This window comes from Mesorhizobium sp. B2-6-2, from assembly GCF_006440615.1.
Classification (GTDB): Bacteria; Pseudomonadota; Alphaproteobacteria; order Rhizobiales; family Rhizobiaceae; genus Mesorhizobium.
The window spans coordinates 445748-472656 of sequence record NZ_VFUG01000002.1 but is presented as its reverse complement, the minus strand read 5'-3'; the positions used below and the strand labels follow the sequence as shown (position 1 = coordinate 472656).

General features: G+C 63.4%; 23 protein-coding genes. 16 read left to right on the top strand and 7 right to left on the bottom strand.

The window, feature by feature from the left end; translation table 11 throughout:
* Nucleotides 1–105 precede the first annotated feature (105 nt).
* The 3 genes from choV to FJ419_RS07620 form a co-directional block, all read right to left on the bottom strand.
* Nucleotides 106–1287: a choline ABC transporter ATP-binding protein gene (gene choV, locus FJ419_RS07630; RefSeq protein ID WP_140689160.1), complete on the bottom strand. Its 1182-nt coding sequence runs from the start codon at nt 1285–1287 to the stop codon at nt 106–108.
* Nucleotides 1284–2138: a choline ABC transporter permease subunit gene (choW, locus tag FJ419_RS07625; RefSeq protein WP_140546562.1), complete on the bottom strand. Its 855-nt coding sequence runs from the start codon at nt 2136–2138 to the stop codon at nt 1284–1286. The genes choV and choW overlap by 4 nt, the downstream gene beginning before the upstream one ends.
* A 197-nt stretch (nt 2139–2335) precedes the next feature.
* Nucleotides 2336–3271: a choline ABC transporter substrate-binding protein gene (locus FJ419_RS07620; RefSeq protein ID WP_140546563.1), complete on the bottom strand. Its 936-nt coding sequence runs from the start codon at nt 3269–3271 to the stop codon at nt 2336–2338.
* Between FJ419_RS07620 and FJ419_RS07615 the strand changes: the two genes are divergently transcribed.
* The 8 genes from FJ419_RS07615 to FJ419_RS07580 all read left to right on the top strand — a co-directional run bounded on the left by FJ419_RS07615 (nt 3270) and on the right by FJ419_RS07580 (nt 13546).
* Complete coding sequence (locus FJ419_RS07615; protein WP_140689158.1) at nt 3270–3494, top strand: hypothetical protein; 225 nt, start codon at nt 3270–3272, stop codon at nt 3492–3494. The two genes, FJ419_RS07620 and FJ419_RS07615, sit on opposite strands and share 2 nt — an antisense overlap.
* Nucleotides 3495–3556: 62 nt before the next feature.
* Nucleotides 3557–4168: a thymidine kinase gene (locus FJ419_RS07610; RefSeq protein WP_140689156.1), complete on the top strand. Its 612-nt coding sequence runs from the start codon at nt 3557–3559 to the stop codon at nt 4166–4168.
* A gap of 429 nt (nt 4169–4597) precedes the next feature.
* On the top strand, nt 4598–5686 hold the full coding sequence (locus FJ419_RS07605; RefSeq protein ID WP_140689153.1) for a hypothetical protein: 1089 nt from the start codon (nt 4598–4600) through the stop codon (nt 5684–5686).
* A gap of 34 nt (nt 5687–5720) precedes the next feature.
* Entirely contained in the window at nt 5721–6866 is a 1146-nt protein-coding gene (locus tag FJ419_RS07600) for a hypothetical protein (RefSeq protein WP_140689149.1), read from the top strand.
* A gap of 24 nt (nt 6867–6890) precedes the next feature.
* Nucleotides 6891–8801, top strand: a complete 1911-nt coding sequence (locus FJ419_RS07595) for an ATP-binding protein (RefSeq protein WP_140689141.1) — start codon at nt 6891–6893, stop codon at nt 8799–8801.
* A 219-nt stretch (nt 8802–9020) separates the two neighbouring features.
* Nucleotides 9021–10325 carry a DUF6638 family protein gene (locus FJ419_RS07590; protein WP_140689133.1) on the top strand — a complete coding sequence of 435 codons (1305 nt, stop codon included), beginning with the start codon at nt 9021–9023 and terminating at the stop codon, nt 10323–10325.
* 102 nt (nt 10326–10427) lie between these two features.
* The gene (locus FJ419_RS07585; protein WP_140689125.1) at nt 10428–11552 is read left to right on the top strand and encodes a DUF2333 family protein; all 1125 of its coding nucleotides are present in this window, start codon (nt 10428–10430) and stop codon (nt 11550–11552) included.
* 314 nt (nt 11553–11866) lie between these two features.
* Complete coding sequence (locus FJ419_RS07580) at nt 11867–13546, top strand: formate--tetrahydrofolate ligase (RefSeq protein WP_140689116.1); 1680 nt, start codon at nt 11867–11869, stop codon at nt 13544–13546.
* A 66-nt stretch (nt 13547–13612) separates the two neighbouring features.
* Here the strand turns inward: FJ419_RS07580 and FJ419_RS07575 are convergent, their stop codons facing one another.
* Together FJ419_RS07575 and FJ419_RS07570 are read right to left on the bottom strand one after the other, a co-directional pair.
* Nucleotides 13613–14917 carry a hypothetical protein gene (locus FJ419_RS07575; RefSeq protein WP_140689108.1) on the bottom strand — a complete coding sequence of 435 codons (1305 nt, stop codon included), beginning with the start codon at nt 14915–14917 and terminating at the stop codon, nt 13613–13615.
* A 388-nt stretch (nt 14918–15305) separates the two neighbouring features.
* Entirely contained in the window at nt 15306–15947 is a 642-nt protein-coding gene (locus tag FJ419_RS07570) for a cysteine hydrolase family protein (RefSeq protein WP_140689100.1), read from the bottom strand.
* A 126-nt stretch (nt 15948–16073) separates the two neighbouring features.
* Here FJ419_RS07570 and FJ419_RS07565 point away from each other — a divergent pair, with 126 nt between their 5' ends.
* Nucleotides 16074–17060: a helix-turn-helix domain-containing protein gene (locus FJ419_RS07565; protein ID WP_140689343.1), complete on the top strand. Its 987-nt coding sequence runs from the start codon at nt 16074–16076 to the stop codon at nt 17058–17060.
* Here the strand turns inward: FJ419_RS07565 and FJ419_RS07560 are convergent.
* Nucleotides 17047–17604 (bottom strand): sugar O-acetyltransferase, encoded by a 558-nt coding sequence (locus tag FJ419_RS07560; protein ID WP_140689093.1) that lies wholly within the window; start codon nt 17602–17604, stop codon nt 17047–17049. The two genes, FJ419_RS07565 and FJ419_RS07560, sit on opposite strands and share 14 nt — an antisense overlap.
* Before the next feature lie 134 nt (nt 17605–17738).
* Here FJ419_RS07560 and FJ419_RS07555 point away from each other — a divergent pair, with 134 nt between their 5' ends.
* From FJ419_RS07555 to FJ419_RS07535, 5 genes are all read left to right on the top strand, one after another.
* A complete protein-coding gene (locus FJ419_RS07555; RefSeq protein WP_140689085.1) occupies nt 17739–18200 on the top strand; it encodes a DUF4126 domain-containing protein in 462 nt (153 codons plus the stop codon).
* Nucleotides 18197–19573: an FAD-containing oxidoreductase gene (locus FJ419_RS07550; RefSeq protein ID WP_140689078.1), complete on the top strand. Its 1377-nt coding sequence runs from the start codon at nt 18197–18199 to the stop codon at nt 19571–19573. The genes FJ419_RS07555 and FJ419_RS07550 overlap by 4 nt, the downstream gene beginning before the upstream one ends.
* Nucleotides 19574–19733: 160 nt before the next feature.
* Nucleotides 19734–20789 carry a succinylglutamate desuccinylase/aspartoacylase family protein gene (locus tag FJ419_RS07545; RefSeq protein WP_140689070.1) on the top strand — a complete coding sequence of 352 codons (1056 nt, stop codon included), beginning with the start codon at nt 19734–19736 and terminating at the stop codon, nt 20787–20789.
* A 238-nt stretch (nt 20790–21027) separates the two neighbouring features.
* Nucleotides 21028–23217, top strand: a complete 2190-nt coding sequence (locus FJ419_RS07540) for an anthranilate synthase (RefSeq protein ID WP_140689062.1) — start codon at nt 21028–21030, stop codon at nt 23215–23217.
* Between the two features lie 5 nt (nt 23218–23222).
* The gene (locus tag FJ419_RS07535; protein WP_140689060.1) at nt 23223–24170 is read left to right on the top strand and encodes a cation diffusion facilitator family transporter; all 948 of its coding nucleotides are present in this window, start codon (nt 23223–23225) and stop codon (nt 24168–24170) included.
* 233 nt (nt 24171–24403) lie between these two features.
* Here the strand turns inward: FJ419_RS07535 and FJ419_RS07530 are convergent, their stop codons facing one another.
* Entirely contained in the window at nt 24404–25501 is a 1098-nt protein-coding gene (locus FJ419_RS07530; RefSeq protein WP_140689057.1) for a hypothetical protein, read from the bottom strand.
* Between the two features lie 97 nt (nt 25502–25598).
* Here FJ419_RS07530 and FJ419_RS07525 point away from each other — a divergent pair, with 97 nt between their 5' ends.
* A complete protein-coding gene (locus FJ419_RS07525) occupies nt 25599–26033 on the top strand; it encodes a DsrE family protein (RefSeq protein ID WP_140689055.1) in 435 nt (144 codons plus the stop codon).
* Between the two features lie 81 nt (nt 26034–26114).
* Nucleotides 26115–26888: an SDR family oxidoreductase gene (locus FJ419_RS07520; RefSeq protein WP_181170635.1), complete on the top strand. Its 774-nt coding sequence runs from the start codon at nt 26115–26117 to the stop codon at nt 26886–26888.
* Nucleotides 26889–26909: the final 21 nt, after the last annotated feature.

The window sequence follows — 26909 nt, the reverse complement described above, 5'->3', positions numbered from 1 at the left end:
CCTCGGCGCATGGGCACGCAACGGGCGGACTCTGCGCTCGAAGGAAGCGAAAAACAAGCTGCGGTCAGGCGCCCGGCCGCAGGCCGGGCGGCGCCCGCGAAGGCCCTACCGCCTCAGCACCGCGCTCAACACGTCCCTGATGCCGATCGAGCCGACGAAGCGCGAGCCTTCGTCGAACAGTGCCACCGGCGCCGTCTGCGACCGGTGCATGGCGAGCATCACCGTTTTCAGCGGCGTGCCGGGATTGGCCCAGAACACCTGGGCGCCCTCCTCCGGCTGGCGCTCGACATCGGCGCAGGACACCCACACCGCCGGCTTGCCGTCGCGCTCGGCCGCCGCCACAAGGCCGTGGTCGTCGATCTTGAAGCGTGTCGTCTTGCGCCGATCGAGCCACACCCAGCCGTTATCGCCGTGCTCCAGGTCGCGGCGGTCGCGCATCACGTTCCACGCCGTCAGCACCGACAGCGGATTCACATTGGCGATGAAATCGCGGACATAGTCGTTGGCTGGACGCAAGACGATGTCTTCCGGCGCGCCGGTCTGCACGATGCGGCCGCCCTCCATGATCGTGATGTGGCTGCCGATCTTCAGCGCCTCCTCGAGGTCGTGGCTGACGAAGATGATGGTCTTCTTCAGCTCGGCCTGGAGCTGCAGCAATTCGTCCTGCAGCTTGGTGCGGATAAGCGGGTCGAGCGCCGAGAACGGCTCGTCCATCAACAGGATCGGCGCCTCGGTGGCGAAAGCCCGGGCGAGACCGACGCGCTGCTGCATGCCGCCCGAAAGCTCATGGGCATATTTCTTCGACCATTGGTCGAGATGGACCAGTTGCAATTGCTTCTGCACGCGCGCCTTGCGTTCCGCCTCCGGCACGCCGGCAAGCTCGAGGCCGAAGCCGACATTTTCCTCGACCGTGCGCCAGGGCAGCAGGCCGAACTGCTGGAACACCATGGCCACCTGCTTCTGGCGCAACCGCCGCAAGGTCGCCTCGTCGCAGGTGACGACATCGACCGTGCGATCGCCGTCCTTGACCAGCACCTGGCCGCGCGACACCACATTGAGCCGGTTGACGGCTCGCAGCAGCGTCGACTTGCCGGAGCCGGACAGGCCCATCAGCACCGAGATCTCGCCCTCATGGACGGTCAGGCTGGCGCCGGCACAACCCAGCACGTTACCGGTCTTTTCGAGGATCTCGGCGCGCGTGGCGCCCTTGTCGATCATGGCCAGCGAACCAGCCTGATCGGCGCCAAAGACGATGTCTACATTTTTGAAATCCACCGCGACGGTCATTTCTTGCCTCCAACGCCGATGCGGGTCATGCGGTCGAGCACGATGGCGAGCACGACGATGGCGAGGCCGGCCTCGAGCCCCAGATCGATGCGGCGCGAGCCGAGCGCGCGGTTGATTTCGGTGCCGAGGCCGCCGGCGCCGATCAGGGCGGCGAACACCACCATCGACAGCGACAGCATGATCGATTGCGTCAGGCCCGCCATGATGGTCGGCAGCGCCGACGGCAGCTCCACCTTCCACAGAAGCTGGCGCTTGGTGGCGCCGAACGCCTCGCCCGCTTCGACGATTGCCTTCGGCACCGAGACCACGCCGAGATGCGTGAGGCGCACGGCCGTCGGAATGACGAAGATGATGGTGACGATCAGGCCGGGCGCGTTGCCGAGGCCGAACAGCGTGAGCACCGGGATCAGGTAGACGAAGGTCGGCAGCGTCTGCATCAGGTCGAGCACCGGCAGCATGACGCGGTAGACCTTCGGCTTGTGCGCGGCCCAGATGCCGAGCGGCACGCCGATCGCCATGGCCATTGCGGCGGCCGCGACCACCAGAACCAGTGTCTGCACCGTCTGCTTCCACAGATTCTGGTTGATGATGAAGATCAGGCCCAGGAAGACGCCGATGGCGAGCGGCCGCGAACGCTGCAGCAGCCAGGCGATGATCGCGATGACCAGCGCCAGAAGCACGGGCGGGACCATCAGCAGCAGGTCCACCGCCCCGTCGAGGATGAAATTCAGCCCGTTTGAAAACGCCCGAAAGATGGTGTCGAAATTGTCGGTCAGGAAGCCGAAGAAGGCCTTGCCCCACGGCCCGATGGGGATTTTGTAGTCGGTCAGGAATTTCGAAATCGGATCCATCTTCCCCTCTCGGCTTCGCCGCACTTGCCGTACGGTCATCTTCTCGCAGCTTAACCCATGTCCCCCAAAAGTGTGCAGCGGTTTTGGGAAAATGATAGGCGTCAAAACAGAGGCTTAAGGTGCGCCGCGCTTTAAGAAAAAGGGCAGCCTTTTCAACCGGCTGCCCTCTTTCGGATCATCCCGAACTCAAAGCCGGCTCAGCTCCCGAGCGCGGTCTTGACCGCCGCCGCCGCATCGCCGCCATCAAAGGTCGTCACGCCGGCAAGCCACGGCGTCACCGCATCCGGATGCTTCTTCAGCCAGTCGGTGGCGACCGTCTGCGGGTCGCCGCCCTTGAGGATGGCGTCCATCATCTCGCCTTCCATGTCGAGATTGAACTTCAGGTTGGCGATGAACTTGCCGGCATTCGGGCACTCGGTCATGTAGCCCTTGCGGACATTGGTCGAGACGGTGGCGGCGCCGAAGCCGCTGTCGCCCATGCCGTCGAGATAGGTGATCTTCATGGCGCCCATCACCGGATGCGGCGTCCAGCCGAGGAAGGCGATCCATTCATTGTTCTTCATCGACTGCTCGGCCTGCGTCAGCATGCCGGCTTCCGAGGATTCGACCAGCTCGAAGCCCTCGAGGTTGTCCTTCGGGTTCTTGATCATGTCGAGGATGATGCGGTTGCCGTCATTGCCGGCCTCGATGCCGTAGATCTTGCCGTTGAACTTGTCCTTGAACTTACCGAGATCGGTCAGCGTCTTGACGCCGGCATCCGCGACATAGGTCGGCACGACGATGCCGTAGCCGGCGCCGGCGAGGTTCTGGCTGACGGTCTCGACCGAGCCGTCGGCGGTATAGTCCTTGATGTCGTTGGTCATCGACGGCATCCAGTTGCCGAGGAAGACGTCGAGGTCCTTGTTCTTCAACGACGCATAGGTCACCGGCACGGAGAGCTGGATCACCTGCGGCTCGTATCCGAGCGCAGTCAGCAGCACCGAAGCCAGGCCCGTGGTGGCCTGAATGTCGGTCCAGCCGACATCCGACAGCCGCACGGCCTTGCAGCTCGCCGGATCGCCGGCATAGGCGGCGGTCGTCGACAGAAGCGCCGCAAGGCCGAGGCCTGCGACGAAAGATTTAATACGCGACATGAACTTATCTCCCATTGGATTTTCGAGGCAAAGCGAAGTCACGGTTCTTGCGCCCGCCTTGTTTCGTCAGCCAAACACCATTTTGATGTCGTTTCAAGCGGTTCAACGTCGCGACGAACGGCGCGCGCTGGCCATTAAGCGACATGACAGCTTTTTGAACGACATCGAGTTTTTGGTGGACGGAGCCGGTGCCCTCTCCCCGAGCCGCGGCAAGTCGGCTTAGGGTGTGTCGAGATTCAGGTCGGGCCGGCCTCGCCTGAATCCCGACACACCTAAAAGAGCGACATGGCCAAGCTTTACTTCCACTACGCGACGATGAACGCCGGCAAGACGACAATGCTTTTGCAGGCGTCTTACAATTATCGCGAACGCGGCATGTCAACGATGCTGTTCGTCGCCGGCCACTATCGCAAGGGCGACACCGGGCTGATCTCATCGCGCATCGGTCTCGAATCCGAGGCAGAGATTTTCCGCGATGGCGACGACCTCTATGCCAGGGTCGCGGAGCACCACCGGCATGGCCCGGTGCATTGCATCTTTGTCGACGAGGCGCAGTTCCTCGAGGAAGAGCAGGTCTGGCAGCTCGCCCGCATCGCCGACCGTCTGGGCATTCCGGTCATGTGCTACGGCCTGCGCACCGACTTCCAGGGTAATCTGTTCTCCGGCTCGCGCGCTCTGCTCGCCATCGCCGACGACCTGCGCGAGGTGCGCACCATCTGCCGTTGCGGCCGCAAGGCGACGATGGTGGTGCGCCTGGGGCCCGACGGCAAGGTGGCGAAGCAGGGCGAGCAGGTGGCGATCGGCAAGGACGTCTATGTCTCGCTCTGCCGCAGACATTGGGAAGAGGAGATGGGTCGGGCCGCGCCCGACGACTTCATCGGCTTTGTCAGCAGCTGAGCCGAAAGCCTGCATAGAGCAATTCCAGGCAAAGTGCGTAGCGGTTTTCCGTCCTGAATTGTGTAAAAACAAAGACTTAGAGCGGTTCGGCGATTCCGTGAAACGCTGAACCGCTCTAGAGCCGGATGTCGTCCGAAAACCGCTTCAAGCCTTGACCGGCGCCGCCGAAACCGGCATCGCCGCCGCAAGATATTTGCCGGCGCTGTTTCATGGCCGTTCGCAAAACAAGACCTTAAGGCATGTCAGCTAAAGCTGTTCGATGATGGTCTGCATTACTACGCGCCATGCGCATGCTTGCCTTGCCTTTCAAGGACCTAACCAATTCTTTTGTTTTGACGCTCCTCCTTGTCTTCCTTCTTTCAATCCCTTGAAGCCCCACATATATTCGCCGCCACGACACGGAAACGGATGCCGAAGCGGGAGGCCCCAATGGCGACATTGCAGAATTTCGATGCCGAAATTGCCAAGACCAAACAGGTCGTGCAGGACATGCGCAGCAAGATCGAGCAGTCCAGCACGGTGCTCGACACGCTTGCTCAAGCCGATAAGAAGATCGGCGATGCCAATTTCGACATCGAGAACGCCCGCATCGAGGACGTGCTCAAGCAGCAGAAAATCATGGAAGGCAATATTGCCGACCTGATCATCGGGCTTGAGGACGCAACCAATGTCTTCGGCGCCGAATTCGAAAGCATGAAAAACTACACCGGTTGGGAAAACTTCGTCGGTGTCTTTTCGGCCCAGCGCAAGCAGCGCATGCGCACCGACCGCGTCCGCAACATGTCGCTTGCCGGCAATCTGCAGGAGCTTTTGGCGAAGTCGGACACCATCGTCGGCATCCTGAAGGCGCAGAAGCAGGTCCTCGACCAGCGCTACAAGACTTCCGAGGCCAGCCTTTCGCAGGTCATCGAGCGCCGCAAGGTGACGATGACCAATCTTGAAGCGGTGCAGAAGCGCATCGAGGAATTGAACCCGATGCTGCTCGACATCGAAAACAAGATCGCCGCCTCCACGACCCAGAAGGAGCGCACCGAGCTTGAGGGCGAACGCTCCAAAATGGCGACCGAATACAATGAAAAGCAGGCCAAGGAGCAGGAGCTGCTGGCCGAAAGCCAGACGCTGGAGCGCTACACCTCGATGTTCCAGACCTTCGTCGATTCACTCAACAACCAGATTGCCGCGCAGTCGACGCTGATCAACAAGCTGACCATCGACACCGAGCAGCGCATCGTCCTCTACAAGGCGCTGGAAGATTCGCTCAAGACCGCCGCCCAGCAGGACGTCGCCCACAAGATCAACACGCTGGGCAGCCAGGTCGACAACACGGCCGAGGAGACGATGGCCGGCATCGGCGCCGCCTCGCAGAAGCATATCGGCGACCTGCTCGAGATGCATGAGAAGAACATGGTGGCTTCAGCCGACATCCAGCGCCGCAAGAAGCTTGCCGACGATGCTTTCGCCCGCCGCTTCGATGATGTGATGAAGAAGCACAACGCCGCCAACTATGTGCAGCAATAGGCGGCACCGCTGATTTCATTTCCACGGCAGCCACATGACACCTGAGAACGACGCCGCGGCACGCTATTTCTCCGCCATCACGGCGGCGCTGAACGGGCTGGAAGTGTTCATGCGCGACGACCGCTCGCCGCTTTACCGGCACGGCATCGTCGCCAGGATCGTCGCGCAGTATATCGCGCGGCTGGACAAGTCCTTTGCCTGCTGGCGCAACCGGCTCGGCTTCATGGACACCTTCCGCATCTCGCGCGCCGAAAGCGGCTACCCCGTCTTCCAGAACCTGCTCGAGCTGGAAAACGACCGCCAGCAGGCCGATGCGCGGCTGGCCAACATCCCGCAGGCCGGCGAACTGCGCGAGGAGATGGCCGACTTCATCCTTCGCCACAAGGAATTCCCAGAGGCGCTGCAGAAGTCGATGGCAGAGCGGCTCTATCTTGAGGACGTCAAGAGCGAGGCGACCTTCGGCCCGTTCACCCTGGCACAGACGGCAAAGGTTTCGGTCAACCCGAAAACCATGCGGCCCTATTATCTCGTCCACTGGGCCGCGTTCGACGGCAGCGCCAACCTGCCGCTGGTCTACATGGTGACGGTGGAGGACTCCTCCGAAAGCATGGTGCGCCAGCTGGTCGACGTGAACGGCAAGCTCAACGAGCGGGTCGATATCCCGCTCCCCATCGACGGCTTGCTCAACCCGGAGCTTGCGCACCGCTTCGACGATTTCACCGAGAAGAACTCGGCCTATACGCTCTCTCCGGCGACGATCGCCATCAATCTCGACAAGGATTTCGAGCCGCTGCATCCCAAGCAGCTGAGGCGTGTGGTGCTGGGACCCTTCTACTCGGCCGGCATCACCGAAAACAATTCGACGGTGGCCGAGGTGCTGGCCAAGGTGCGCAAGCCGCAGAACGCCTGGCTGCTCACCTGGACGATCCAGGAGGTCTTCTCCAAGAGCGAGAAGCCCGGCCGCAAGGGGCTGTTCTCCAGCGAGAAGACGACGCAGGAGTTCTTCATCAACACCGACGATCTCGAAGCGGCGCGCCAGGGCGTGTCGAGCTACGAGAACCACGCGCTGATCCCGCACGAGGCCTACCAGGCGCTCTATGCCGCGGGCGAGGCGCAGAAGATCTTTTCCGGTTACAAGGTCCACATCCTGTCCAACGGACAGGTCATCAGCGATGTATGACCGTCAAACCGCGGAGCATCCTTCATGGACACCGGCCTGACCACGATCTCGGAAGCCGCAATCGAGAAGCACCGCGCGACCGCGCGGAGCTTCATCACCCGCATCATCGTGCTGGAGGACCCTTCGCGCGAATCCGGCACGGCGCTCGCCGGCACCAACCGCCGCTTCGTCTCGACCGTATCAGTCGGCTCGGTGCGGCGCACGCGCGAGGTCGAGCTCACGAAAACAGTGGCGGCCATCCATCCCGACGACCAGTTGATGACGATCCCGCAACACACGCTGCTCTACCGCGCCCGCCGCGGCCTGGCGATCGCGCTCGCCATATCCGACGTCTTCGCCGAAGGCTCCGACCTCGAAAGCCTGCAGGCGAGGAATGCGCGTGCGCCGCTGGAAGGCGACGAAGCAGCCGCCTTCAAGAAGCTTCTGTCGGCGTCGGCTTACGTTTCCGCCTTCAGTTTCGCTTCGTATCTCTTCCAGCTGATCGACAGCGATGGCGAGGCGCCGAACGACATCCCCGAGCCCGACTTCCTGTTCGACACACCGCAGGACGCGGTCAAGTCGATCGTCGCCGGTCTCGACAAGGCAATCGCCGGCTCGAAGGACGACGCCGACCTGACGACGCGCGCTCGCGCCTTCGCCCGCTCCGCCATCGACGGGTTGCTTGCGCGCAAAGGTCGCTTCGATGGCATTGGCCCGTTCGAAAATGCGCATATCCGTATCGACGTCGACGATTTCACCCTCGATGGCTTCGATGTCGCGCCCGGCAAACGCACCAAGCCGCTGGTGATGACCTTCAAGAAACCGGAAGAGGTCGTTGGCAACCACATCGCCAAATTCCAGTCGGTCAGGCTGGCCAAGATGCTGATGGCCTACGACTTCGAGCGCGAGATGAACCCCTTCGTCGAGCTCGGCGGCTTTCTTTTCACCTTCATCGGCGACGGCGCGCCAGGCACCGGCAAGACGACGCTGATCCAGATGATCGCCGGCCTCGTCAATGGCTACTGCCAGGTCGCCGGCTATCCCTTCGCCTATGAGAATTTCGGCGTCGACCAGATCTCGTCCTACCAGGGCAAGTCGGGCCAGAACTGCCGCCAGTTCATCAACAACGTGCTCAATCCGCGCGTCATCGGCTTCGGCACCATCGACGACATCGACCAGGTGGCCGCGCGCCGTTCCGACGACCGTGCTTCCGCCGGTCAGCAGGAGATCACCGGCGTCCTGATGGACGCCTTCGCCGGCGCCTCGACGGTGGTGCGCGGCAATTGCTCCTTCGGGATGTTCTCCAACTATCCGGAAAATGTCGACGATGCGCTGCGCCAGCGCGCCGGCGCGCGATGGCTGGTCGACGGCCCGCAGACCCGCGACGACTATATCGACATCTTTGTGCTGCTTGCCGGCAAGAACCACGAGATCCCGCTGGGCAAGCACGAGCTCTATGCCGCGCAGGAAATCCAGCGCGCCGTGGCCGAGGCCTATGAAGAGCATGAGAAGCCGCGGGAAGACGGGCTGATGAAGGTCTATGAGCGATACATGAAGGAAAACGGCGCGCCGAAGACCATGGCCGATGTCGGCACCTATCTGCACATGATTAAGGACGCCGAGCCGCGCTTCACCGGTCGCGCCATCAAGAACGTCACCGACGCGATAAAAATGCGCGCCATGGACATCGAGCTGCCGGACGACTGGTTCGAGAAGCCGGAAGCCTTCATGCACAAGAGCTACGACGACAAAAAGGCAATGATCGAGGAACTGCGCGGACCGTTCTCGATGGACATGGTCATGCAGGAGATCAACCGCTACGCCGATTCCGAATTCCGCTATTCCGACAAATCCGACGACGCGGCGGTGGAGAAGCTCCTGCGCGACGCCAGGCTGCGCGAGCGCGCAGCGCGCGAGATGGAGGAGTTGAAGAAGAAGGGGCTGTGGAATGCGTAAAGCGCGCCTTCCCCTTCTCCCCTTGTGGGAGAAGGTGGATCGGCGCGATAGCGCCGAGACGGATGAGGGGTGTTCCAGCGGAGTGAGACGCTGGCATTCCCTGGAGCACCCCTCATCCGGCCGCTTCGCGGCCACCTTCTCCCGCAAGGGGAGAAGGAGAGCTCGCGCCCCTCATCCGCCCTTCGGGCACCTTCTTCCCGTGAACGGGGAGAAGGGAAGATGACCGCAATTAAAAAGCCCGACCTCCTGCGCGACAACGAGCTGATCTACGGCCGCTTGCTCGCCATCGACGAGCCGCATCTCATCCAGCGCTACAACAAGGCGCTTGCCGCGTTCGGCCTCGAGCCCACCAAGCTTGAGAGCTTCCAGATCGACCGCACCGGCTTCTCGCCCGAAATCGCCGAGGAATGCGGCGACTACGACTATCTCGACCCCAACGAGGTCAACCGCCGCTTCATCATCCTGACGCCGTCGCAGATCGACCTGCCGGTGGTCCACACCGCCTTCTCCAACACCTCGCAGCTGATGTTCGAGTTCATGTCGAAGAACCAGCGCGCCATCGACGCGCTGACCATCAAGGACGTCATCTACGGCGAGATCGAGGACTCGGTCCCGAAGGTCAACGACATCGAGGACCTGCTGTCGATCAACCAGGTCGAGTTCAAGGTGTTGTCGGCCGAGGATGTGCTCGGCAAGGCGGCCGAGCTCGGCAAGCTCGTCGACCGGCTGAGGCAGGAGCCCGACGCCTGGCGCGACGACGCCATGCTTGAGCGCATGGTCGACCTTGCCAAGGTCTGCGGCGACATCCGCGAGAACGCGCTGGTGCCGGACCAGGTGATCTTCCGCCACAACGCCTACTGGACCAGCCATTTCGGCGGGCTCTACGTCTTCGTCGACCCCGATATGACGACGGTGATCAGCGATCCGGCCGCTCCCGGCTTTCGCCGCTCGCACCCCTGGCAGGTGAGCTATCTGTCGATCAACGACGCCGACAAGGTGTTCGGCTTCCTGGCCGCCACCGGCCGCCTCGACCTGCCGCGCGCCTCCTGGATCGAGGCTTCCGGTTATCTCGAGCACCGCGCCGAAATGGTCGTACGGGCGCTGATCCGCGATGCTGAGCCCAACCGCAATCTGACCGATGTCGACAAGGTCTGGCTGCAGACCTGGATCCTTGGCCATGCCGACCTGATCGCCAGCGACGGCAATTTCCCGTTCCTCAACGCCGCCAAGCGCGAGATCGCCCAGCTCGGCCACCTCAAGATCGAGGATGTGCCGCCGCGTCAGCGCTTCCTGGTCGTGCGCGCCAAGCCCGATCATCCCGATGCCTGGCTGACCAACCAGCTGATCTCGGATTTCGTGCCGCAGGACTTCGTTTCGCGCTACGTCTTCAACAAGCCCGGCTTCTACAAGGACTATGACGGCTTCAGCGGCGCCTGGCGAAGCCATGTTGTGGACGTTCTGAAAACCACATATTTGAAGGACAAGGCGGCGTTCCGCGCGCGCCTTTACGGCCTGACCGACTAGAACGAAATGAACCGTCATTTCGTTCTAATTTATTGTGTTGGCGCATGATGTTATCCAAAAAGTCTGCAACTTTTTGGCATCATGCTAAGGGGTGCCACAGCCATGCTTGATCCGATCGTGAACTTCTTCACCCAGATTTTTAAATGGATCGGCCGCGGCATCGGCTTCGTCATCGGCCTCATCCTGTGGCCGTTCATGTGGGTCGGCCGCTGGTACGGCCAGCGCGGCTGGATCCTCAAGGCGGTGGTCGGCCTTGCCGTTCTGGTATTGATCGGCCTCTACGCCAATTTCTTCTACGCCACGCAGTGGTGGAACAATTTCGACCCGAACTATCCCGACACCTACACGTTCGAGAAGCGGAACGTGTCGGCGGGCGAGCAGGTTTCGGCCGGCAGCGGCACCGATACGGCCAAGACATGCGGCAACTCGGCGATCGCCCAGGTTGCCGCCGATTTGACGGACTTCAACGTCAACCAGAATGCCTGGATCTCCTCGATGATCCTCTACAAGCTCGGCCTGTTCGGCATCGATTGGGACAACACGCCCTGGATGGACAACAAGGCCTCCTTCCAGCGCGGCATCAACCAGGCGGTGCGGCGCACCGCGACCGAGCTTGCCGACAATCTCGGCCGCGTGCGCACGACATCGCAGATCGACGCCGACCTGCAGGATGCGCGCGGCAATCTGCAGTTCGATGAATACACCTGGTATTTCGGCCTCAACCCGTTCGGCCCCAAGACGCCGACGCCGAGCTATTATCGCGACGCGGTGCGCAAGCTGCGGAATTTCAACGCCCGGCTGGCCACCTGCCAGGCGACCTTCGACGCCCGTGCCGACAATCTGAAGCAATATATCGACCGCATCTCCTCGGACATCGGATCCACCTCGGCCATCCTCAAGGAGCGCGCGGAGAACCACAATAATGGCTGGTTCGATACCCGCGCCGACGACCGCTTCTGGTTCGCCTATGGCCAGCTCTACGCCTATTACGGCCTGATGAAGGGCGCCCAGGCCGACTTCGAGAACGTGATCAAGGAAAAGCACCTGCAAAGCCTTTGGGACACGATGGATTCGCAATTCGTCTCGGCGCTGCGCATCCAGCCCTTCATCATCGCCAACGGCCGCGAGGATGGCTGGCTCCTGCCAACGCATCTGACGACGATGGGCTTCTACATCCTGCGCGTGCGCTCCAACATGGTCGAGATCAGCAACGTGCTGACGCAATAGCGCCTTTCGCGGCGACGCGGCGATGGTGGATTTGCGCCGTCGCCTCTGTCGCTTTTCGCGTATTCAGCGGCTGTTTTGAGACGGCGGAACGGTCCTGGCTCTGGCTTCTATACGCCGCAAGCGACCGGGGCCGAAGACCCGAACAGGGTCGGACCGGGAACAGCAGTTTTTCTTTGCAGGAAACTTAGTTGCATGGAAGTTGACGCCGCGGCCGCGACAGGGTTAGAACTTGCCCTTGCGCCCGCGCGGCATTTCGAACATGCACAAATGATCAAAACCGTCCCTTCCACCGCCCAATCCAGAGGAAAGCCGTCATGGCCGAAGTGAAGTCCGACATCGAGATCGCGCGCGCCGCCAAGAAGAAACCGATCCAGGAGATCGGCGCCAAGATCGGCATCCCGAACGAGCATCTGTTACCCTATGGCCACGACAAGGCGAAGGTCTCGGCCGAATTCATCAAGTCGGTGAAAGACAGGAAAGACGGCAAGCTTATTCTGGTTACCGCCATCAACCCGACGCCGGCCGGCGAAGGCAAGACCACCACCACGGTCGGCCTTGGCGATGGCCTCAATCGCATCGGCAAGAAGGCGATCGTCTGCATCCGTGAGGCCTCGCTCGGCCCGAACTTCGGCGTCAAGGGCGGCGCCGCCGGCGGTGGCTTCGCCCAGGTGGTGCCGATGGAGGACATGAACCTCCACTTCACCGGCGACTTCCATGCCATCACCACCGCGCATAATTTGCTGTCGGCGCTGATCGACAACCACATCTATTGGGGCAACGAGCTCGGCATCGACACCCGCCGCGTCGCCTGGCGCCGCGTCATGGACATGAACGATCGGGCGCTGCGCGAGATCATCTGCTCGCTCGGCGGCGTCGCCAATGGTTATCCGCGCGAAGCCGGCTTCGACATCACCGTGGCTTCAGAAGTCATGGCGATCCTGTGCCTCTCCACCGACCTCAAGGACCTCGAGAAGCGCCTCGGCGACATCATCGTCGCCTACCGCCGCGACAAGTCGCCGGTCTATGCCCGCGACCTCAAGGCCGACGGCGCCATGGCGGTGCTGCTCAAGGACGCCATGCAGCCCAATTTGGTGCAGACGCTGGAGAACAACCCGGCCTTCGTGCATGGCGGGCCGTTCGCCAACATCGCGCATGGCTGCAACTCGGTCGTCGCCACCACGACGGCGCTGAAGCTTGCCGACTATGTCGTCACCGAAGCCGGCTTCGGCGCTGACCTCGGCGCGGAAAAGTTCTTCGACATCAAGTGTCGCAAGGCCGGGCTGAAGCCCTCGGCGGCGGTCATCGTCGCCACCGTGCGCGCCATGAAGATGAATGGCGGCGTCAAGAAGGAAGACCTCGGCAAGGAAAACATCGAGGCGGTCAAGAAAGGCTGCCTGAACCTCGGCCGCCACATCGAGAATGTGAAGCAGTTCGGCGTGCCGGCAGTGGTGGCGATCAACCACTTCACCACCGACACCGACACCGAGATCCAGGCGATGAAGGACTTCGTCAAGGCGCAAGGCGCCGAGGCCATCCTGTGCAAGCACTGGGCGCAGGGCTCGGCCGGCATCGAGGACCTCGCCAGGAAGGTGGTCGAGATCGCAGAATCCGGCGCCTCGCAGTTCTCGCCGCTCTATCCGGACGAGATGCCGCTGTTCGAGAAGGTCAACACCATCGTCAAGCGCATCTACCGCGGCGACGAGGCGATCGCCGACAAGTCGATCCGCGACCAGCTGCATGCCTGGGAGCAGGCCGGCTACGGCAATCTGCCGGTCTGCATGGCCAAGACCCAGTATTCGTTCTCGACCGACCCGAACCTGCGCGGCGCGCCGACCGGCCACACCGTGCCGGTGCGCGAGGTCAGGCTCTCGGCCGGCGCTGGCTTCGTCGTCATCATCTGCGGCGAGGTCATGACCATGCCCGGCCTGCCCAAGGCGCCGTCTTCGGAAAAGATCTTCTTGAACGAGATTGGCCAGATCGAGGGCCTGTTCTAGACAGCGTTCGAGCTGAAAAACCAAGGGCGCCGCCTCACCGCGGCGCCCTTTTTTCTTCGCCGGCTTTCACGCCACCGTGGGCGAGCCGAACTTCTTGATGCCGGCGACCGACATCGAGACGAACTGGTCGAGGATGGCGAAGAAGATATCGAGGCTGAAGCCGAACAGGAAAGCGAAGGTGAACAGGCTGAAGCCTATGCCGGTCACCTCGCCGCCGAGCTTGGTTCCCGGCGCCATGAACCAGGCGAGGATCATGCCGGCAAGCCCGCCCAGCGCGATGCGATGAATGAGCCGCGACAGCGGCGGATTGGGTAAGAGCGGGTTCAGGATCATGCGCATGTGGAACATGATGCCGCCAAGCGCACCGTAAAGCGCGGGCAGGATCCACAGCGCATAGGGGCTGAGAACCTCGCTGAGCGTCCTGGCCTGCAGTGTCAGCGTCGAAATCGAATTCGGCGTGATGGTGATGACGCCTTCGCATTGCAGATCGCGTGTCGCCTCGTCGAAATCCGCGTTCACGTCTTCGACCATGCCGGTAGAACTGACGACTTGCATGCCGCCTTGAGTGTTGCCGTTGTTCCTGCAATCAAAATCCGACTGCTTGAGCGGCTGGCTGTTCTCGGTCCCGCTCTGCTGTTGCGCCAGCACGATCTGCTGGCCGCAGAACTGGTCAATCGCCATCTGCCTGGGGTTCGAAAAATCAAGCGGCGCGCCCGCTTTGGCCGAGGAAGCCGAAAACTTGCAATAGGCCCATTGCATGCCCCAGAGTGGAAATGGCGCCTCTTGCGTCATGAACCCCTGCGCCCGCACCAGCAACGAGGAAAAACGCTGGTCGAGCGAATGCAGGCTGTCGACGGAATTGTAATAGGCATCCTTCAGAAGCGTCAGATCGGTCGCCGACGCCTGCTGGGCGGCGGCCGAGCTCAATTGCTTCTTGGTCGCCCAGACCTGCCTGATCGACTGCCCGAACCGAGCGCTGAAATCGTTGTTGTCGATCTCCTGCAGTTCCGCGTTGATCGAGACGCCCCGGTTATAGACGTAGGTCAGCTTGCCGATGACGATCATCATCGTCACCGACAGGGCGATGAGGAAATAGGTCGCGAGCGCGGTCCGGCGCGACATGTCGCCCGGCGACCAGCCGGTGCGCAGCGCAGCCAGGGTTGAAAACGGCACGGTGCTGGAGCAGTCGTTGAGCACGGTTTGAAGTTTGACGACCTCCGGCTGGCTTGCGCTCGCGTCACTGAGTTTTTCCGCATCGCCGATCGCGGCGAAGAGCGCACCATCCTTGAACACGCCGTAGCGGCCGTAGCCGGCAACCAGCTTGGCGTCGGCAAGCAACCCGGAGACAAGAGGATCGTGGAATGTCGTCATCGCGCCCCCCGACGACTAGCCCAGATAACCCTGCACGAAGCCATACTGCGACGGGCATCCGCAGGGATAGCCGGCTGGCCCGGGCGGTTGCGCCCAGCACCAGAAGAATTGGGTGAAGCAGATCGTGCCTGGCGCATGCGGCGGAACTTGCGCTAAGGCGGGCCACGGCAGCAGCGCCGCGCCGACAGCGAGGGTCAGGACGACCAAGGTTCGTGCAACGCGCGCCTTCAATCCAGCCCCCGAGCCATCCGCGCTTATTCACATGCGCGGCGACTTTCTGAAAATACCAGAACGGCGTCCGTGAAATGGCTCACGCTCTTGCTGGATATTTGGCGCCAAGAAAAAGGCGCCGCATCCCGGCGGCGCCCTTGCTTTTGAAGGCTCCGGGTTACGCCGCGTTCCGCTGCAGGGCCCGCTGGTTGGACGCATAGATCGTGTCGCGCTCGGGCAGCTTCCCGGTCTTCAGGCAATCGATCCACTCGGCGGTCTTGAGCACCGCAGCGAAGCGCGACTGCAAGACGACGCTCACCACCCGGTGTATATCCTCGGCCGACGCGTAGCCGGCGCTGTTGGCATAGGGCACCGAGCCGCTGGCATCCGAAAGGAACTCGACGGCAAAGCCCATATGCACCGCGTGGATGATGGTCGACAGATCGCAATTGTGGGTCATGTAACCGACGACCGCGATCGTATCTATGGCGTTGGCGCGCAGCCAGTCTTCAAGATCCGTGCCGGTGAAGGCCGAAGGCAGCGTCTTTTCGACATAGTGGTCGCGGCCGCGCCTGGCGATCTCGGGATGCAGCTCGCCGCCATGGCTGCCCTTGGCGAAGATCGGCGAGGTCTCGGGCGCCATCTGCTTGACGACGATCACCTTGATGCCGGCCGCCGCGGCGGCATCCATGGCGCGCGCCACATTGGCGACGGTCTCCGAGAATGGCGGATGCTGGATGGCGAGATTGCCGCCATTGTAGTCGTTCTGGACATCGACGACGACAAGCGCGCGGCGCGGCTGGGTGGCTGGTGCTGACATGGCGGTTTCCTTTCGACCGGGTTGATGGGCGCTAAGCTAGGCGGCTGTCTCGAGCCAAGAAAGTGGCCCGATTGACATCATTCGAAAAAATTGGGACATTCAGCTTTCAACGGAGCGATGCTTGCCATAAAGAATCCGATCGTCGCCGCCGTCGCCTTCGACGGCATCAGCCCGTTCCACCTCTCCGTGCCGTGCCTGGTGTTCGGCACCGATCGAACCAAACTTGGGCTGCCGCGCTTCGACTTCCGCGTCTGTGCGATGGACGAGGGACCCATTCATACCGATGCGGGGCTGAGCATCGTCGTGCCCTATGGACTTTCGGCGCTCGACGATGCCGACATCGTCATCATTCCGAGCTGGAAGGATCTCGAGGATCCCTTGGCCGCGCCGTTCAAGGACGCGCTGCAGCGCGCGCATCGGCGCGGCGCGCTCATCGTCGGCTTGTGCCTCGGCACCTTCGCCATTGCCGGCGCTGGATTGCTGGCCGGGCGCAAGGCAACCACCCACTGGGCCTATACGGATCGGCTGCAGGCGCTGCATCCCGACCTCGCGATCGACGCCGACGTGCTCTATGTCGACGAAGGCGACATCGTCACCTCCGCCGGCGTCGCCGCCGGCCTCGACTGCTGCCTGCACATCGTTCGCGCCCGCTATGGCGCGGAGGCCGCGCTTCGGCTTGCACGCCACGTCGTGCTCTCGCCGCACCGGCAGGGCGGCCAGGCGCAGTTCATCGAGCGCCCGCTTGCGCCGACACCGAATGCCGACCGGTTCACGCGCGCTCTCGACCAGGTGCGGGCGGCGCTCGGCGAGCCGCACAGCCTCGACAGCGTCGCCGATGCGGCCGGCATGACCCGCCGCACCTTCACGCGCCGCTTCCAGAAGTCGATAGGCACCAGTTTCGGCGACTGGCTTGCCGACCAGCGCGTGGCACTTGCGCAGAGGCTGCTGGAGCAGACGGACAAATCGATGGACATCGTGGCCTTCGAAGCCGGCTTCGGCAGCGCCACCTCGCTGCGCCAGCATTTCGCCGCGCGGCTCAGGACCTCGCCGGTGCGGTACCGGCGTGAATTCTCAAAAACCGCTCAAAACGCCGGTGCGCTCATCGGCGCGTGACGACTCGCGCCGGGTTGCCGACGACAGTGGTGTTCGCCGGCACGTCGCGCCTCACCACCGCGCCCGCGCCGACGATGGCGCCCTCGCCTATGCTGGCGCCGGCGAGGATCACCGCGCTGCCGCCGATCCAGGCATTGTCGCCGATCGTCACCGGCCTGGCGATCTCCAGTCCGGCCAGCCGGCCGGCAGCTTCGCGATGATGCTCGGCGCAGTAGATCTGCACATTGGGGCCGAGCAGGGCGCCCTTGCCGATGTGCACCGGCGCGGTGTCGAGGATGGTGCAGCCGGCATTGAGAAAGACCCCCTCGCCGAGATGGATGTTGAACCCGTACGCGCAATGGAACGGCGCCTCGATGCGAACCCCCTCGCCGACGCCGCCGAGCAGCGCCCGCAGGGCCGGAGCGATGTTGCCGCGCTGCCTGGGCGGCAGGCTGTTGTGCTCGAACACCGCATCGCGCGCGGCGACGCGCAACGCCTCCAGCTCATCGTCGATGCAGGTGTACCATTCGCCCGCCGCCATCTTCATGCGCTCGCTTGCCGTCATGGCGATACCTCCAGATTTCGTCTGCTGCCAAAGCATAATCGATTGTGAGACAAAGCCCCGTGGCGAAATGCCTGGCTTGTGCTAGCCTTCCGTCGCGGGACCACGCGACGGTCTCGGTTTGAGGGGGGTCGATCGTGCTTTACATTCTCGCCCTGCTGATAGGCGTCATTGCCGGCCTGCGCGCCATGACCGCGCCCGCCGCCGTCGCCTGGGGTTCCTATCTCGGCTGGCTGCCGGTAACAGGCACCTGGGCGAGCTTCATGGGCCACTGGATCGCTGCCGGCATCTTCACCATTCTGGCCATCGTCGAGCTGATCGCCGACCAGCTGCCGTCGACGCCGAGCCGCAAGGTACCGCCGCAGTTCGGCACCCGCATCGTCGTTGGCGCCTTCTGCGGCGCGGTGATCGGCGCGACCGCCGGCGCCACCATCGGCGGCCTGGTCGCCGGCGCGATCGGCGCGGTGATCGGCACGCTGGGCGGCGCCGAGGTCCGCGGCCGGCTGGCCGCCGCATTCGGCAAGGATCCGCCCGCCGCCTTCATCGAGGATGCGGTCGCCATCATCGGCGGGTTGCTCATCGTGGCGGCGGTCGCATGAGCGCAAAGAGCTTCGATGCCATCGTCATCGGCGCCGGCCAGGCCGGGCCGCCGCTTGTCGGCCGGCTCGAGGCCGCCGGCATGAAGGTTGCGCTGATCGAGCGCAAGTTCATCGGCGGCACCTGCGTCAACACCGGCTGCATGCCGACCAAGGCGATGGTGGCGAGCGCCTATGCCGCGCATCTCGCCCGCCGCGCCGCAGACTACGGTGTCGCGCTCTCAGGCCCTGTCGGCGTGGACTACAAGCGCATCAAGGCGCGCAAGGACAAGGTCACCAACGACGCCCGCGGCAATCTCGAAAAATGGATCGCCGGGATGAAGGGCTGCACGCTTTATCGCGGCCATGCGCGTTTCGTCACCGCCGACACGGTGCGCGTCGGCGACGCGCTGCTCACCGCGCCAAAAATCTTCCTCAACACCGGCGGCCGCGCCTCGGTGCCCGATCTGCCCGGCGTTAACGACGTGCCCTATCTCACCAATTCCTCAATGATGGATCTCGATGTGCTGCCAAGCCATCTGATCGTCGTCGGCGGCAGCTACATTTCGCTCGAATTCGCACAGATGTTCCGCCGCTTCGGCTCCGAGGTCACGGTGATCGAAAAGGCGCCGCGGCTGACCGGCCGCGAGGACGAGGACACGTCCGCGGCCATCCAATCGATACTCGAAAATGAAGGCATCGCCGTCCATGTCGGCGCCGACGACATCGCCTTTGCCAGGCAAGGCAATGGGATCGCCGTCACCTTCTCCGCCGGCAAATCCCTGGCCATCGGCTCGCATGTTCTGCTGGCGCTGGGACGCACGCCCAACACCGACGATCTCGGCCTCGACAAGGCCGGCGTCGTGGTCGACCAGCGCGGCTATATCATCGTCGACGATCAGTTGCGCACCAATGTGCCGGGCATCTGGGCGATGGGCGACTGCAACGGCAAGGGCGCCTTCACCCACACTTCCTACAACGACTTCGAGATCGTCGCCGCCAACCTGCTCGACAACGATCCGCGCAAGGTGAGCGACCGCATCGAGGCCTATGCGCTCTATATCGATCCGCCGCTCGGACGCTGCGGCATGACGGAAGCCGCCGTGAAGAAATCCGGCCGCCGCGCGCTGGTCGGACAGCGGCCGATGACGCGTGTCGGCCGCGCGGTCGAGAAGGGCGAGACGCAGGGCTTCATGAAAATCCTGGCCGATGCAGAGACCGGCGAGATCCTCGGCTGTTCGGTGCTCGGCCCGGGCGGCGACGAGGCGATCCACTGCGTGCTCGACCTCATGTACGCCAAGGCGCCGATCTCGACGCTGGCGCGCGCCATGCACATCCACCCCAATGTCTCGGAGCTGCTGCCGACAATCGCCCAGGAGCTGAAGCCGCTGGTCTAAAGTCCAGAGGCGGCGTTCGGCCGTTGCGGCGAAGCCTCGTGCCGCGCAGCAAGCGGGCGAGCGCGATTGCGATGATACCCGACAGCCCGGCGAGGCTGGACCACTCGACAGCCCGATCGCAACAATGCATGGCTGAAACCTCCTCACGCGGAGATATCCCATGCAGAAGACGATCGAACGCATCGCCGGCGACAGCGAGGGTGTCGTTTACGAATTTCCCGTCTTGCGCTTCGAAGGCAAGGACAAGGCGGCTCCTTCCGCTTACCTGCAGGCGGCGCTGCATGCCGGCGAGCTGCCGGGCGTCGTCGCCATCGACGCCCTGGTGCCGATGCTCGCCAGGGCCGAGGCCGAGGGCCGCATCAAGGGTACGATCACCATCGTGCCCTGGGCCAACCCGATCGGCCGCGCCCAATATCATTTCGGCGAGCATCAGGGCCGCTTCAGTCTCGGCACCCGCACCAATTTCAACCGCGCCTTTCCCTTGCTTGCCGCGCCCGACGAAAGGCTCTTGCCGGATGTCAGCCTCGGCGGCGCCGATCGCCGGCTGAAGAACCGGCTCGTCCAGCTCTCGCTCGGCAACGACATCGTGCTTGACCTCCACTGCGACGACGAAGGTCTGGCCTATCTCTACATCCACACCAGCCTGTGGCCGCATATGGCCGATTGCGCGGCCGCCATGGGCGCCGAAGCCGTCCTGCTGTGGAGCGAGGACGATACCGGCACCTTCGAAGGCGCCTCGATCATGCCCTACCAGAACGTGCCGGCGAGCGTCGCGCGCTTCGATCGCCGCGCCGTCACCACGGTCGAGTATCGCGGCATACTCGATGTCGACGCCGCCCTCGCCGCGGCCGATGCCGCCGGGCTTTACCGCCTGCTGGTGGCGCGCGGCGTCGTCCAGGACTCATCCGTGCCGAAATTCGAGAAATTTCCCGGACCGGTCGTACCGCTGGAAAACATCGACATGATACCTTCGCCAAGGGCCGGCGCGATCCTTTACGACGTCAAACCCGGCGACCGCGTCAAGAAAGGCGACAGGCTGGCGACGATCGTCCACGCGCCCGGCGAGGCCGGCGGCCGCACGGACGTGTTCGCCCCTCAGTCGGGCTTCATCCTGACCCGCCGCGCGCGCCGCATCATCCGCGCCGGCGAGGATCTTCTGAAGCTCGCCGGCGACGCCAGGAGCACCGATGCACGCTCCGGCACGCTGGAAGACTGAGGCGTAGCGGCTTTCACCATCGCCGTGAAATCCAGTTGCATGGACCTCCATTCGCCGCTATGGGAGTCGCCATGAACATGCGTTCGAACAAGACCATTTGGTGGTGGGCTCGCTGACAGCGGCCTGTTCGTGCGTGTGCGCGTGAAAAAGAAGGTGGCCGCAGCGGAATGTCCGGGCGGCCATTTGTTTTTTAACGCCATTCCCGGGTCCGTTGCCCAAGACGCTGATGGAGACGGCAATGACGACTAAAGTTCTTGACAACGGGGCCGAGCGCTTCATCACCGCGGGCGGCGTGACGATCACCCGCGAGCGGCACGACCGGCCCTATGAAGGCGCGATCGATGCCTATGTCGACGGCCTGAATTCGCGCCGCGGCGCCGTGTTCTCCTCCAACTACGAATATCCGGGCCGCTACACGCGCTGGGATACGGCCATCATCGATCCGCCGCTGGTGATTTCCGCGCGGGGACGGACGATGCGCATCGAAGCGCTGAACAAGCGCGGCGAAGCGCTGTTGCCCGTGATCGGCAAGGCGCTTGGCGAGCTCAGCGAAGTGACGATCGCCGAGACCTCGACGACACTCATCCGCCTCGATGTCGCCAAGCCGGGCCGCGTCTTCACCGAGGAGGAGCGCAGCCGCGTTCCGTCCGTGTTCACGGTGCTGCGCGCCATCACCGCGCTGTTCAAGACCGCCGAGGACGCCAATCTCGGCCTTTACGGCGCCTTCGGCTACGACCTCGCCTTCCAGTTCGATCCTGTCGACCACAAGCTCGAGCGCAAGGAGAGCCAGCGCGACCTCGTGCTGTTCCTGCCCGACGAGATCCTGGTCGTAGACCATTATTCGACCAAGGCCTGGACCGACCGCTACGACTATTCGGGCGAGGGTTTTTCGACGGAGGGCCTGCCGCGCGACGCCACCGCCGAGCCGTTCAAGACCGCCGACCGCATCCCGCCGCGCGGCGACCATGAACCGGGCGAATACGCCAACCTGGTGCGCCGCGCCATGGAGAGCTTCAAGCGCGGCGACCTGTTCGAGGTCGTGCCTGGACAGATGTTCTACGAGCGCTGCGAGACCCAGCCTTCCGACATCTCGCGCAAGCTGAAGTCGATCAACCCCTCGCCCTACTCCTTCTTCATCAATCTCGGCGAAAACGAATATCTGATCGGCGCCTCGCCGGAGATGTTCGTGCGCGTCAACGGCCGCAGAGTAGAAACCTGCCCGATCTCCGGCACGATCAAGCGCGGCGACGACGCCATTTCCGACAGCGAGCAGATTCTGAAGCTGCTCAACTCGAAGAAGGACGAGTCCGAGCTCACCATGTGCTCGGACGTCGACCGCAATGACAAGTCGCGCGTCTGCGAGCCGGGCTCCGTACGCGTCATCGGCCGCCGCCAGATCGAGATGTATTCGCGCCTGATCCACACCGTCGACCATATCGAGGGGCGGCTGCGCGAAGGCATGGACGCCTTCGACGCGTTTCTCTCGCATGCCTGGGCGGTCACCGTCACCGGCGCGCCGAAACTGTGGGCCATGCGCTTCATCGAGCAGAATGAGAAGAGCCCGCGCGCCTGGTATGGCGGGGCAGTCGGCATGGTCAACTTCAACGGCGACATGAACACCGGACTGACCTTGCGCACCATCCGCATCAAGGACGGCATCGCCGACGTGCGCGCCGGCGCCACACTGCTTTTCGACAGCATTCCCGAGGAAGAAGAAGCCGAAACCGAACTGAAGGCATCCGCCATGCTCTCCGCCATCCGCGACGCCAAGACCGGCAACGCCACCGGAACCGAGCGCACCACCGCGCGCGTCGGCGACGGCGTCAACATCCTGCTGGTCGATCATGAGGACAGTTTCGTCCATACCTTGGCCAACTACTTCCGCCAGACCGGCGCCAACGTCTCCACGGTTCGCTCGCCGGTGCCGGAGGAGGTCTTCGAGCGGTTGAAGCCGGACCTCGTCGTGCTGTCGCCCGGCCCTGGCACGCCGAAGGATTTCGACTGCGCCGCCACCATCAGACGAGCGCGCAGCCGCGACCTGCCGATCTTCGGCGTCTGTCTCGGCCTGCAGGCATTGGCCGAGGCCTATGGCGGCGAGCTCAGGCAGTTGCACATCCCCATGCATGGCAAGCCGTCGCGCATCCGCGTTTCGAAGCCCGGCATCATCTTCTCAGGCCTGCCCAAGGAAGTGACCGTCGGCCGCTACCACTCGATCTTCGCCGACCCGGTGCGCCTGCCCGACGGTTTCGTGGTGACCGCCGAGACCGAGGACGGCATCATCATGGCTTTCGAGCACCGCAAGGAGCCGATCGCGGCGGTGCAGTTCCATCCCGAATCGATCATGACGCTCGGTCACAATGCCGGCATGCGCATCATCGAGAACATCGTTGCGCATCTGCCGCGCAAGGCCAAGGAAAAGGCCGCGTAGGAACCATGGCTGTGACGCAGGACACGGTGGCGGCCGCGGCGAAAGCCGCGACCCGCGAGAAGATTGCCAGGCTTGCCTTCTGGTCGATCCTGGTCGCATTCGTGGTGCTCGTCTTGAAGCTTGCCGCCTGGTACATCACCGGTTCCGTGGCGCTCTATTCCGACGCGCTGGAATCGATCGTCAACGTGATCGCATCGGCCGCCGCCTTCTGGGCGATCCAGGTCAGCTACAAGCCCGCCGACCAGGACCATCCCTTCGGCCATCATAAAGCCGAATATTTTTCCGCCGTCCTCGAAGGCGTGCTGATCGTCGTCGCGGCGCTGCTGATCCTCAACGAGGTCTGGCAGTCCTGGCAACATCCGGCCCCGCTGGAACAGCCTTGGGAAGGACTTGCCGTCAACGGCGTCGCGACGGTCACCAATGCGATCTGGGCCTGGACGCTGATCCGCGCCGGCCGGAATGCGAAGTCGCCTGCGCTTGTCGCCGACGGCCAGCACATCATGACCGACGTGGTAACGTCAGTCGGCGTGTTCGGCGGTCTTGTCGGTGCCGTGCTCACCGGCTGGCAGATCCTCGACCCGGCGCTTGCCGTGATCGTCGCGCTCAACATCCTGTGGCAGGGCTGGCATGTCATTGGCTCGTCGATGAGCGGGCTGATGGACCGCGCCGTCGACAACCATGAGCACATGCAGATCCGCAACATCATATCGGCCAATTCGAAGGGCGCGCTCGAGGTGCATGATCTCAAGACGCGCATTGCCGGCCGCGCCACCTTCATCGAGTTCCATCTGGTGGTCGACGCCGACATGACCGTCGGCGCCAGCCATGTCATCTGCGACCGCATTGAGGACGCGCTGAAGGCCGAGATCCCCTCGGTGCGCGTCACCATCCATGTCGAGCCGGACGACGAGGCGAAGCTGCCGAAAGGCACCGCGGCGGTACCTTTCGCCTGACGGTGCCAGCATGGCAGACGTTGGAGATTGGCCGGAGCCTCTCAACTTCGTCATTCCAGGGCGGAGCAGGAGCGAAGCTCCGTGGCGAAGACCTAGAATCCATGCCGTTACCTTCGCCAAGGAGTGCAACGGAGCAGAATTCGCCACCGTGGCGGCGCGTCGAAGTCACGGATTCTATGGTCTGCGCCGCGTCGCTTCGCTCCTCGCTCCGCCATAGAATGACGAAGCGCTGGTTACGGAGCGCATGCCGACTGCGGCATCGGCTGCAGCCGATAGACCTTGTCGTCGGATCTGGTCTTGCCGTTCGCCGCCTTCGAGCAGAGATCGACAACCGCTACCGCATTGTTGGGGTTCGCGACCATCATCGTGCCGTTGACGCCGCGCTTGAGGAAAATCTCCTTCTGCGAGACGTTGCAGGAAAAATCGCTCATCTTGGAATTGGCCGAGCAGCGCCACTGATCGGCCTCGCCCTGGCAGGAATAGGTCTGCGTGACCTTTTTCCCTTTCTGCCTCGTCGTCACCGAAACGGCGACATCCACCCCATCCGGCCAGTTCGCGGCGTCGCTCCCGGCGGCGAAGGAGGCGAGCTCGACGGGTCCGCGAAACACGCGGATCGATTGCGTCAGTTGGTTGGGATGCGACCTCAGATGCGCATCGTCGTAGTCACGCCCGAAGCAGAAGGGCTGATCGGGCTTGAGCCGCACGCGCAGCGGCTCGCCCAGCGCCGGGTCGATCGGATCGATGCGCGCGAACTCCGCCTTGCAGGTCTCGGCCGGCATCGGGTCCAGCTTGAAATTGTCGTCCTCGCTGCCCAGCGCCTGCTTGTTGTACTCGGCCTTGCCGAGATCCTCCTCAGCGCCGGCGTCGAGATACACATCAGGCTGTACGTTGGAGAGGAGTAGCCGGCCGCTGTCGTCGACTTTCAGCGAGGCGAGCGTGCGGTCGCATTCCATGCCGCAGCGGATGCCGCTTGCCTTGTCGCTTGGATCCTCCTTGTTGCACCAGCCGCTGGCCCATTCCGGCTTCTTGGCGCCGCGCACCGTGGTGGTGAGAAAGCCGTTATAAGAGACGTCCGACATCGTGCTCGGCTCCTCGTTCGGCCGGCTGACCGGATCGTGCCCGTAGTAGAAGAAGATGCGCGCCACTTTCTGATGCGGATGCGCCTTGAGATGGGCGGCGTCGTAGACACGGCCGAAGCAGGCGTCGGCGCCGGTCGGGCTGAGCTCGGGAAGCTTGGGCGGCTGTTCGGCGCGCGCCGCGCCGAACGAGGCGGCAAGGGCGGCGCAAAGCACCACCACCATGGTCCTCGCCACCATGGTCCTCGATATCATGTGATCCTCCTCCCACCGACGGGACTTGGATATGCTAGTCTAGGAGTGCCGCCTGGACCATGCAAAATCGCGAGCGGGCGGGCGAACGGAGGATACGATGCTGCGCCGTGACATCTTTCGTGCCGGTCTCGCTGGCGCCGCGGGCCTTTTCGGCCTGAGCCGGGCAAATGCGGCAACGCCTGAGGGAAGGTTGAAAGTCGCCTATCACCTCAGCGACGCTGACAAGGTCAACTTCGTCCTCGGCAACATCAAGAACCACTATGAGGGCACTGGCGGCAATGTCGACATCGTGCTTGTGGTGCACGGTCCGGCTCTGGCCGCCTTCACGGCCAAGGGCGCTTCCGGCGCTGTTTCCAGCCGCTTCGCCGGCCTCGTCCAGCAGGGACTTGTGCCGCAAGCCTGCGGCAACACCTTGCACGGCATGGATATCACGCTGACCGACCTGCTGGCGGGCTTCGAGCTTGCCGACAAGGGCGGCGTCGTGAAGCTCGCCGAACTGCAGCATCAGGGCTATGTCTATCTCAGGCCCTGAATGCGCCCCCACTGAACGCCAACACTTGAAGGCCAGGCCGGCAATGGCCTACGAAGGATGGCAACCCGGAGGCCAGCCGACATGACGACACTTGCCATCCCCGATCTTGCCGGCAAGGCGGTGCTGGTCACCGGCGCTTCGACCGGGATCGGTGCAGCACTTGCCCGTGCTTACGCGGCGCAGAAATGCCGCGTCGCGCTGCATTTCAATGCAAGCCGCGCTCCCGCCGAAACCGTGGCCGGATCCATCCGCGACGATGGCGGCGAGGTGTTTCTAGTCCAGGGCGACTTCTCGAAACCGGCCGACGTCGAGCGTGTCGTCGAAGAGAGCGCAAACCACTTCGGCCGGCTCGATGGCCTGGTCAACAATGCCGGCGGCATGCTTGGCCGCGTCGCCTATGCCGACCAGGACGAGGCGCATTACGACGCCGTGATGGACCTCAATGCGCGCTCGGTGCTGACCGCCTCGCGCAAGGCGATACCATGGCTGAAGCGCCAGGGCGGCTTCATCATCAACACCACCTCGATCGCCGCCCGCAACGGCGCCGGCGGCGGCGCCGGCCTCTACGGGTCGTCCAAGGCCTTTGTTTCCAACGTGACGCGCGGCATGGCCAAGGAGCTGATCGGCTTCGGCATCCGCGTCAACGCCGTGGCGCCCGGCACGATCTTGACGCCCTTCCACGAACGCTATTCGAACGCCGAGCAGATCAAGGCCATGGTCGCCACCATTCCGCAAGGGCGCGCCGGAACGCCGGAGGACTGCGTCGGCGCCTATCTGTTCCTGTCGTCCAGTCTCTTGAGCGGCTACATCATCGGCCAGGTGATCGAGGTCAATGGCGGCCAGTTGATGCCGTGAGCTGGCGATTGCATACTTGAT

Bases quoted from the DNA above. Each gene is read 5' to 3' on its own strand.
- choV (WP_140689160.1), bottom strand. From the start codon at position 1,287: ATGACCGTCGCGGTGGATTTCAAAAATGTAGACATCGTCTTTGGCGCC.
- choW (WP_140546562.1), bottom strand. From the start codon at position 2,138: ATGGATCCGATTTCGAAATTCCTGACCGACTACAAAATCCCCATCGGG.
- FJ419_RS07615 (WP_140689158.1), top strand. From the start codon at position 3,270: ATGAACTTATCTCCCATTGGATTTTCGAGGCAAAGCGAAGTCACGGTT.
- FJ419_RS07620 (WP_140546563.1), bottom strand. From the start codon at position 3,271: ATGTCGCGTATTAAATCTTTCGTCGCAGGCCTCGGCCTTGCGGCGCTT.
- FJ419_RS07610 (WP_140689156.1), top strand. From the start codon at position 3,557: ATGGCCAAGCTTTACTTCCACTACGCGACGATGAACGCCGGCAAGACG.
- FJ419_RS07605 (WP_140689153.1), top strand. From the start codon at position 4,598: ATGGCGACATTGCAGAATTTCGATGCCGAAATTGCCAAGACCAAACAG.
- FJ419_RS07600 (WP_140689149.1), top strand. From the start codon at position 5,721: ATGACACCTGAGAACGACGCCGCGGCACGCTATTTCTCCGCCATCACG.
- FJ419_RS07595 (WP_140689141.1), top strand. From the start codon at position 6,891: ATGGACACCGGCCTGACCACGATCTCGGAAGCCGCAATCGAGAAGCAC.
- FJ419_RS07590 (WP_140689133.1), top strand. From the start codon at position 9,021: ATGACCGCAATTAAAAAGCCCGACCTCCTGCGCGACAACGAGCTGATC.
- FJ419_RS07585 (WP_140689125.1), top strand. From the start codon at position 10,428: ATGCTTGATCCGATCGTGAACTTCTTCACCCAGATTTTTAAATGGATC.
- FJ419_RS07580 (WP_140689116.1), top strand. From the start codon at position 11,867: ATGGCCGAAGTGAAGTCCGACATCGAGATCGCGCGCGCCGCCAAGAAG.
- FJ419_RS07575 (WP_140689108.1), bottom strand. From the start codon at position 14,917: ATGACGACATTCCACGATCCTCTTGTCTCCGGGTTGCTTGCCGACGCC.
- FJ419_RS07570 (WP_140689100.1), bottom strand. From the start codon at position 15,947: ATGTCAGCACCAGCCACCCAGCCGCGCCGCGCGCTTGTCGTCGTCGAT.
- FJ419_RS07560 (WP_140689093.1), bottom strand. From the start codon at position 17,604: ATGACGGCAAGCGAGCGCATGAAGATGGCGGCGGGCGAATGGTACACC.
- FJ419_RS07550 (WP_140689078.1), top strand. From the start codon at position 18,197: ATGAGCGCAAAGAGCTTCGATGCCATCGTCATCGGCGCCGGCCAGGCC.
- FJ419_RS07545 (WP_140689070.1), top strand. From the start codon at position 19,734: ATGCAGAAGACGATCGAACGCATCGCCGGCGACAGCGAGGGTGTCGTT.
- FJ419_RS07540 (WP_140689062.1), top strand. From the start codon at position 21,028: ATGACGACTAAAGTTCTTGACAACGGGGCCGAGCGCTTCATCACCGCG.
- FJ419_RS07535 (WP_140689060.1), top strand. From the start codon at position 23,223: ATGGCTGTGACGCAGGACACGGTGGCGGCCGCGGCGAAAGCCGCGACC.
- FJ419_RS07530 (WP_140689057.1), bottom strand. From the start codon at position 25,501: ATGATATCGAGGACCATGGTGGCGAGGACCATGGTGGTGGTGCTTTGC.
- FJ419_RS07525 (WP_140689055.1), top strand. From the start codon at position 25,599: ATGCTGCGCCGTGACATCTTTCGTGCCGGTCTCGCTGGCGCCGCGGGC.
- FJ419_RS07520 (WP_181170635.1), top strand. From the start codon at position 26,115: ATGACGACACTTGCCATCCCCGATCTTGCCGGCAAGGCGGTGCTGGTC.